Consider the following 6,303-nt stretch of genomic DNA (forward strand, 5'->3'; position numbering starts at 1 on the left):
GCGCGGCGCCGCTCCGATGCCGGCGTCCGTCAGGGGCGGTCCTTCGGAGCGCCCTCGGCCGTCCGCGCCGGGTCGGTCTCGGCCACCGGGGCGAGGATGTCGTCCATCGCCTTGAGCAGGCCGGCCTCCAGCTTCACCCCGGCGGCCCGGACGTTCTCCGCCACCTGCTCGGGCCGGGACGCGCCGATGATCGCCGCCGAGACGTTCCGGTTCTGCAGCACCCATGCCACCGCCAGCTGGGCGAGCGTCAGCCCGGCCTCGTCGGCGAGCGGACCCAGCAGCTGGACCCGCTCCAGCACCTCCGGCCGCATCCAGCGGGCGACGAAGTTCGCGCCGCCCTTGTCGTCGGTGGCCCGCGAGCCGGCCGGCGGCTGCGCACCCGGCCGGTACTTGCCGGTCAGCACGCCCTGGGCGATCGGCGACCAGACCACCTGGCCGATGCCGAGCTCCTCGCAGGCCGGCACCACGTCGGCCTCGATGACCCGCCACAGCGCGCTGTACTGCGGCTGGTTGGAGACGAACGGGACCCGCAGGTCGCGCGCCAGCTCGTACCCGGCGCGGATCTGCTCGGCCGTCCACTCGGAGACCCCGATGTACAGGGCCTTGCCGGCCCGGACCACGTCGGCGAAGGCCTCCATGGTCTCCTCCAGCGGGGTGCTGGGGTCGAACCGGTGCGCCTGGTAGACGTCGACGTGGTCGGTCTGCAGCCGGCGCAGCGAGCCGTCGATCGCCTCCATGACGTGCTTGCGGCCCAGTCCCCGGTCGTTGCGGCCCGGGCCGGTCGGCCAGAAGACCTTGGTGAGGATCTCCAGGCCCTCGCGCCGCTCGCCCTTGAGCGCCCGGCCGAGCACCGACTCGGCGCGCGTCTCGGCGTACACGTCGGCGGTGTCGAAGGTGGTGATCCCGGCGTCCAGGGCCGCGCGGATGCAGGCCGCGGCGGTCTCCTCCTCGACCTGGGAACCGTGGGTGAGCCAGTTGCCGTAGGCGATCTCGCTGACGATCAGGCCGCTGCGGCCCAGGTGGCGGAACTCCATTGCTGCGCGTCCTTCCGGTGGGGGTGTCGGCTCCGATCATGCCTGCCGCGGGCCCGCCGGCGGGCCCGCCGGGCGGAAAACGCCGTGCGCCGGGCCGCCGCTCCGTCCTAGGGTCGGGCGATGAGCACACGTGACTTCCGCATCACCGTCCGCGGCGTCTTCGACGGCCTCGGCGAGGAGCAGCGCGCCGAGCTCCTCGCCCGGGCCGCCGACCACGACGTCCTGCACGCCGCCTTCACCCCCGAGGGGCACCTCAGCTACGACATCGCCGCCCGCACCGCCTTCACCTTCCGCTTCGCGGACACCGGCGAGGAGGCGGAGGACCTGGTCACCGCCGCTGCCCGGGCCGAGGCCGCCGCCGCGGCCTGGCTGACCGACCGCGGGTACGGCTACCGCAACCTGCGCTCCCAGGCCGAGGACCTCTCGGAGGCCGCCCTCGGCAAGCGCCGCCGCCGCGAGGCGGCCCGCCAGGACTGACGTCCGGCGGCGGGCGCGCAGCGCGCTGAGGGGCCGGTGGGTTTGGACCGCGCGGGGCGGGTGAGACGACCGCTCGGCAGGGCGTGCGACGCACCGGGCGGTACGCCCCCCTTGCCGCCCGGGGCGGCCCTGCCGCGCCGGATCCCCGTCCGGTCGGACCGGTCAGACCGGCTTGGAGGCGAACAGCTCCAGATGCCCGCACCGGGGGCAGCGGAACGCGTCGATCTGCCAGCGCGGCTTGCCCAGCCGGCGGGCGCCGCCGAAGATGCCGCGTTCGATCGGCCCGGGTATCCACCGGGCGTACCCGCGGGAGCCCTCCCCGGAGTCCTCCACGAACCCGGGTTCCAGCCCCACCTGGCCGCACTGACCGCACGTCAAGTTCTCCACCGCTGGAGTGTACGGACCGCACGGCGCGGCCGTACATCCCGGCCGGGACGTGATCCGTCCGACATCCGGGCGTCCTGGCCGCCCGCTCAGCAGGGTTGGTACGCTCGCCGCGAGCCGTGACTGGCGCGCTGGGATGGACTCACCATCGGGGAGCGGCTCCGTGTCTCACGTTGTTGCCGTGCGCCTGGGCCGTTCGAATCGTATCGAGGAGACCGCCTTGGCCGAGTCCGCCGTCCCGTCCGCGCCCCACACCTCGGTCGGCCCCGCCGCCGGGACCGCCTTCCGCAGCGCCCTGGACGCCGTCCGCGCCGTCGAACCGCGCATCGCCGACGCGATCGGCGCCGAGGTCGAGGACCAGCGCGCCTCCCTCAAGCTGATCGCCAGTGAGAACTACGCCTCGCCCGCCGTGCTGCTGGCGATGGGCAACTGGTTCAGCGACAAGTACGCCGAGGGGACCGTCGGCCGCCGCTTCTACGCCGGCTGCCGCAACGTCGACACCGCGGAGTCGATCGCCGCCGAGCACGCCCGCGAGCTGTTCGGCGCCGACCACGCCTACGTCCAGCCGCACTCCGGCATCGACGCCAACCTGGTGGCCTACTGGGCGGTCCTCGCCCAGCGGGTGGAGACCCCCGCGCTGGAGCGCGCGGGCGTCCGCAACGTCAACGACCTGGCCGAGGCGGACTGGGCCGAGCTGCGCCGCTCGCTCGGCGACCAGCGGCTGCTCGGCATGTCGCTGGACGCCGGCGGCCACCTCACCCACGGCTTCCGGCCCAACCTGTCCGGCAAGATGTTCGAGCAGCGCAGCTACGGCACCGACCCGGCGACCGGCCTGCTCGACTACGACGCGCTGCGTGCCACCGCCCGGGAGTTCCGCCCGCTGGTGCTGGTGGCCGGGTACTCGGCGTACCCGCGGCTGGTCAACTTCCGGCTGATGCGGGAGATCGCCGACGAGGTCGGGGCGACCCTGATGGTCGACATGGCGCACTTCGCCGGGCTGGTCGCGGGCAAGGTGCTGACCGGGGACTTCGACCCGGTGCCGCACGCCCAGATCGTCACCACCACCACCCACAAGTCGCTGCGCGGCCCGCGCGGCGGCATGGTGCTCTGCACCGAGGAGCTCGCCGAGCAGGTCGACCGCGGCTGCCCGATGGTCCTCGGCGGCCCGCTGCCGCACGTGATGGCCGCCAAGGCGGTGGCCTTCGCCGAGGCCCGCCGCCCGGAGTTCCGCGACTACGCGCAGCGGGTCGTCGACAACGCCCGGGCGCTGGCCGAGGGGCTGCTGCGGCGCGACGTCCGCCTGGTCACCGGCGGCACCGACAACCACCTGGTGCTGATCGACACCTCCGGCTCCGGCCTGACGGGCCGTCAGGCGGAGGCGGCGCTGCTGGAGTCGGGCGTGGTCACCAACCGCAACGCCGTCCCGCAGGACCCGAACGGCGCCTGGTACACCTCGGGCGTCCGGGTCGGCACCCCCGCGCTCACCACCCGCGGCCTGGGCACCGCGGAGATGGACGAGATCGCCGACCTGATCACCACCGTGCTGCGGGCCGCCTCGCCGACCGCCCCCGGCACCGGCGCGCCGTCGAAGGCCAAGTACGTCCTGGACCCGCAGGTGCGCGACGCGGTCGCCAAGCGCGCGGCCGACCTGCTCGCGGACTTCCCGCTCTACCCGGGCCTCGACCTGGCCTGATCCCCGGCGCCCGTCAGTCCCCGGCGCCCCGCCACGGGCCGGGCGCCGGGGCGGCGGGCTGCTCGGCGGTCTCGGTGCGGACCACCCGGAAGCCGCGCGCCCGGTAGGTGCGCAGCGCGGCCGGGCCGTCCAGCGAGCAGGTGTGGACGGTCACCCGGCGGGTGGGCGGGCACCCGGGGTGGCGGTCGGCCAGGTCCCAGGCGCGGGCCAGGCCGTCGGCGAGCAGCCGGCTGCCGAGGCCCTGGCCGATGAAGTCCGGCAGGAGGCCGAAGTAGACGACCTCGACCTCGCCCTCGGGGTGAGGCTCCAACTGGACGTACCCGGCCGGGGTGCCGTCCACCCAGGCCACCCAGGTCTCCACCCCGGACTTCGCCAGCCACTCCTGCCACTGCCGGTACGTCCAGGGCAGCCGGTCCGTCCAGGACCAGGGGCCGCCCACCGCGGTGTACAGGAAGCGGGCGAACTCGGGGCCGGTCCGCTCCGCGCGGACCACCGGCAGCTCGCGCTCCCCGGGCCGCGGCACCGGCCGGACCAGGTCGTCGGGTGAGGTCTGCTCCAGGTGCCAGGTGGTGACCGTGACCGTCTCGCTCATGGGCCACACGCTCTCACGCCCGTCCGGTGCGGCCCGCGCCCGGGGTCACGGCCCGGCGCCGGGCGGGGCTGCGACCGGGACCGTGTCCCGGGCACCCCGGGCGATCCGGTACAGCACGTTCGGCCGCAGCGGGCCCTCGGGCGCCTCGGGGTCGTCGAAGTCGTCCGCGGGGTCGCGGGTCATCCCGATCCGGCGCATCACGGCCCGTGAGCGGAGGTTCCCGGCGGTGGTCACCGCGAGGATCTCCGGCAGCCGCAGGGTGTCGAAGCCGAACGCCAGCACGGCCCGGGCGGCCTCGGTGGCGTAGCCGTGCCCCCAGGCCGGGCGGGCCAGCCGCCAGCCGATCTCGACGCCGGCGAAGGGCAGGCCGTCGTCGACCGGATCGAGGCCGGCGAAGCCGACGAAGGCGCCGTCGGCCACCACCTCCACCGCCCACCAGCCGTAGCCGCGGGCGTCGGCCTCGGCCCGGAAGCGGGCCACCGAGGCGTCGCTCTGCTCGCGGGTGAGCAGGTCGCCGAGGTGCTCGCGGACCTCGGGGTCGGCGTTCATCGCGGCCCAGGGCGCGAGGTCGGACTCCCGCCATCGGCGGAGCAGCAGGCGGTCGGTGCGCAGATCGTCCATGGGCCCAGCCAACGCCGCGGACGGGCCGCGGTCCAGCGGATTTCCCGCGGCGGCGCACCGGCGGCCCCGGAGGCGGGCCGGCCCCGGCCGAGGCCGCGCGCCGCCGTGCCGGCGCGGCGGATACTGGGGAGGCCCAGCCGTCCGGACGGGAGTGGTGGTGCGCCGTGGCATCGATCTCCGCGCAGTGGCCGCGCTATGTGCGGCTGGTCCCCTGGGCGCTGATCGTCGCCGGGCTGGTCTGGAACTCCGTGGAGCCCGACGACTACTGGGGCGACCCGATGCTGGCCGCCGCCTCGGTCCTGGCCGGCGCGCTGCTCTCACTGCGGGACACCGTCGCGGTCGCGGTGGCGGTGGTGGTCGGCGTGCTCGTGCTGACCGTGCGGGACGGCTCCATCGGCACCACCGCCGGGTACCTGGAACTCGCGAACACGGTCTTCGCCGCGCTCATCGGCGTCTGGCTCAACCGGCTGATCGCCCGGCACGGACGGCGGCTGGCGGCCGTCCGCTCGGTGGCCGAGGCGGCGCAGCGGGCCGTGCTGCCGGCGCCGCCCGCCCGGGTCGGGCAGCTGGCGGTCGCGGCCCGCTACCAGGCGGCGCACACCGACGCGCTGATCGGCGGGGACGCGTACGCGCTCCAGGAGACCCCGTTCGGGGTGCGGGTGCTGATCGCGGACGTGCGCGGCAAGGGGCTGGAGGCGGTGGCGGCGGTCTCGGTGCTGCTCGGCGCGTTCCGGGAGAACGCGGACCGGGCGCCGGACCTCCCGGCACTCGCCGACGGCCTGGAGCACGCGCTGGTCCGGGAGGTGGCGCACCGCGAGGAGGAGCTGCGGATGGAGGGCTTCATCACCGCGCTGCTCGGTGAGGTCGCCCCCGGCCGGGACGGTCTGCGGGTGCTGAACTGCGGGCACCCCGGCCCGTACCTGCTCGACGGCCCGGGCCGTGGGGTCCGGCTGCTGGACGCCCGCGACCCGGGCCTGCCGCTCGGGATGGGCGGCCTGGGCGTGCCGCGGCCCGGGCCGGACGACTGGCCGTTCGCACCCGGCGACACCCTGCTGCTGGTCACCGACGGGGTCACCGAGGCCAGGGACGGCGCGGGGCGGTTCTACGACCCGGCACTGCGGCTGGGCCCGCTCGGGCCGTTCGGCGGGCCGCAGGAGGTGATCGACGCGCTGGTGCGCGACGTCGAGCGGTGGACGGGCGGGCCGCGGGACGACGACATGGCCGTGCTGGCCCTGACCCGCCGCGCCGCGGCCTGACCCGGGCGGGCCGCGAACCGCTGCGCAACCGCTGCACGATGCCCGCGCCGGGCCGCTCCGGAAGAATCGTCCCAGGGCCCGGCGCGAACGGCCGCGCCCGCCCGTACCGGGGTCCGGAGGCGGGCTCGGCCACCGCCTGGAGGGACGGCCACCATGCGCACCACTTTCGCCCGCCGGGCCCACGGCCGCCGTTCCGCCGCCGCCCGCCCCGCGGCAGGGCCGCGCACCGCCCGTGCGGATCGGGCG

At 76.0% G+C, this 6,303-nt stretch carries 7 protein-coding genes and 1 riboswitch; of the genes, 3 read left to right on the forward strand and 4 right to left on the reverse strand.

From position 1 onward, the window contains the following. Positions 1-29 precede the first annotated feature (29 nt). The gene (locus ACFV0G_RS32820) at positions 30-1,034 is read right to left on the reverse strand and encodes an aldo/keto reductase family protein (protein WP_380555890.1); all 1,005 of its coding nucleotides are present in this window, start codon (positions 1,032-1,034) and stop codon (positions 30-32) included. Positions 1,035-1,154: 120 nt separating this feature from the next. On the opposite strand from ACFV0G_RS32820, the gene ACFV0G_RS32825 reads away from it, so the two are divergent. Then, the gene (locus ACFV0G_RS32825; protein ID WP_380555892.1) at positions 1,155-1,511 is read left to right on the forward strand and encodes a DUF6204 family protein; all 357 of its coding nucleotides are present in this window, start codon (positions 1,155-1,157) and stop codon (positions 1,509-1,511) included. Between the two features lie 162 nt (positions 1,512-1,673). Here the strand turns inward: ACFV0G_RS32825 and ACFV0G_RS32830 are convergent, their stop codons facing one another. Continuing rightward, the gene (locus ACFV0G_RS32830; RefSeq protein ID WP_380555894.1) at positions 1,674-1,898 is read right to left on the reverse strand and encodes a hypothetical protein; all 225 of its coding nucleotides are present in this window, start codon (positions 1,896-1,898) and stop codon (positions 1,674-1,676) included. A gap of 106 nt (positions 1,899-2,004) precedes the next feature. Further along, positions 2,005-2,095, forward strand: a riboswitch (ZMP/ZTP riboswitch). Between the two features lie 20 nt (positions 2,096-2,115). Between ACFV0G_RS32830 and ACFV0G_RS32835 the strand changes: the two genes are divergently transcribed. Further along, complete coding sequence (locus ACFV0G_RS32835) at positions 2,116-3,588, forward strand: glycine hydroxymethyltransferase (RefSeq protein ID WP_380555896.1); 1,473 nt, start codon at positions 2,116-2,118, stop codon at positions 3,586-3,588. Positions 3,589-3,601: 13 nt separating this feature from the next. Here the strand turns inward: ACFV0G_RS32835 and ACFV0G_RS32840 are convergent, their stop codons facing one another. Together ACFV0G_RS32840 and ACFV0G_RS32845 are read right to left on the reverse strand one after the other, a co-directional pair. Then, positions 3,602-4,180, reverse strand: coding sequence for a GNAT family N-acetyltransferase (locus ACFV0G_RS32840; protein ID WP_380555898.1), 579 nt, complete (start codon positions 4,178-4,180; stop codon positions 3,602-3,604). Between the two features lie 45 nt (positions 4,181-4,225). Beyond that, the gene (locus ACFV0G_RS32845; RefSeq protein WP_380555900.1) at positions 4,226-4,801 is read right to left on the reverse strand and encodes a GNAT family N-acetyltransferase; all 576 of its coding nucleotides are present in this window, start codon (positions 4,799-4,801) and stop codon (positions 4,226-4,228) included. A 164-nt stretch (positions 4,802-4,965) separates the two neighbouring features. On the opposite strand from ACFV0G_RS32845, the gene ACFV0G_RS32850 reads away from it, so the two are divergent. Next, positions 4,966-6,057 (forward strand): PP2C family protein-serine/threonine phosphatase, encoded by a 1,092-nt coding sequence (locus ACFV0G_RS32850; RefSeq protein WP_380555902.1) that lies wholly within the window; start codon positions 4,966-4,968, stop codon positions 6,055-6,057. The last annotated feature ends 246 nt before the right edge of the window (positions 6,058-6,303 follow it).

Origin of the sequence: Kitasatospora sp. NPDC059571, from assembly GCF_042735675.1 — a bacterium.
GTDB lineage: Bacteria > Actinomycetota > Actinomycetes > Streptomycetales > Streptomycetaceae > Kitasatospora.

Bases quoted from the DNA above. Each gene is read 5' to 3' on its own strand.
- ACFV0G_RS32820 (WP_380555890.1), bottom strand. From the start codon at position 1,034: ATGGAGTTCCGCCACCTGGGCCGCAGCGGCCTGATCGTCAGCGAGATC.
- ACFV0G_RS32825 (WP_380555892.1), top strand. From the start codon at position 1,155: ATGAGCACACGTGACTTCCGCATCACCGTCCGCGGCGTCTTCGACGGC.
- ACFV0G_RS32840 (WP_380555898.1), bottom strand. From the start codon at position 4,180: ATGAGCGAGACGGTCACGGTCACCACCTGGCACCTGGAGCAGACCTCA.
- ACFV0G_RS32845 (WP_380555900.1), bottom strand. From the start codon at position 4,801: ATGGACGATCTGCGCACCGACCGCCTGCTGCTCCGCCGATGGCGGGAG.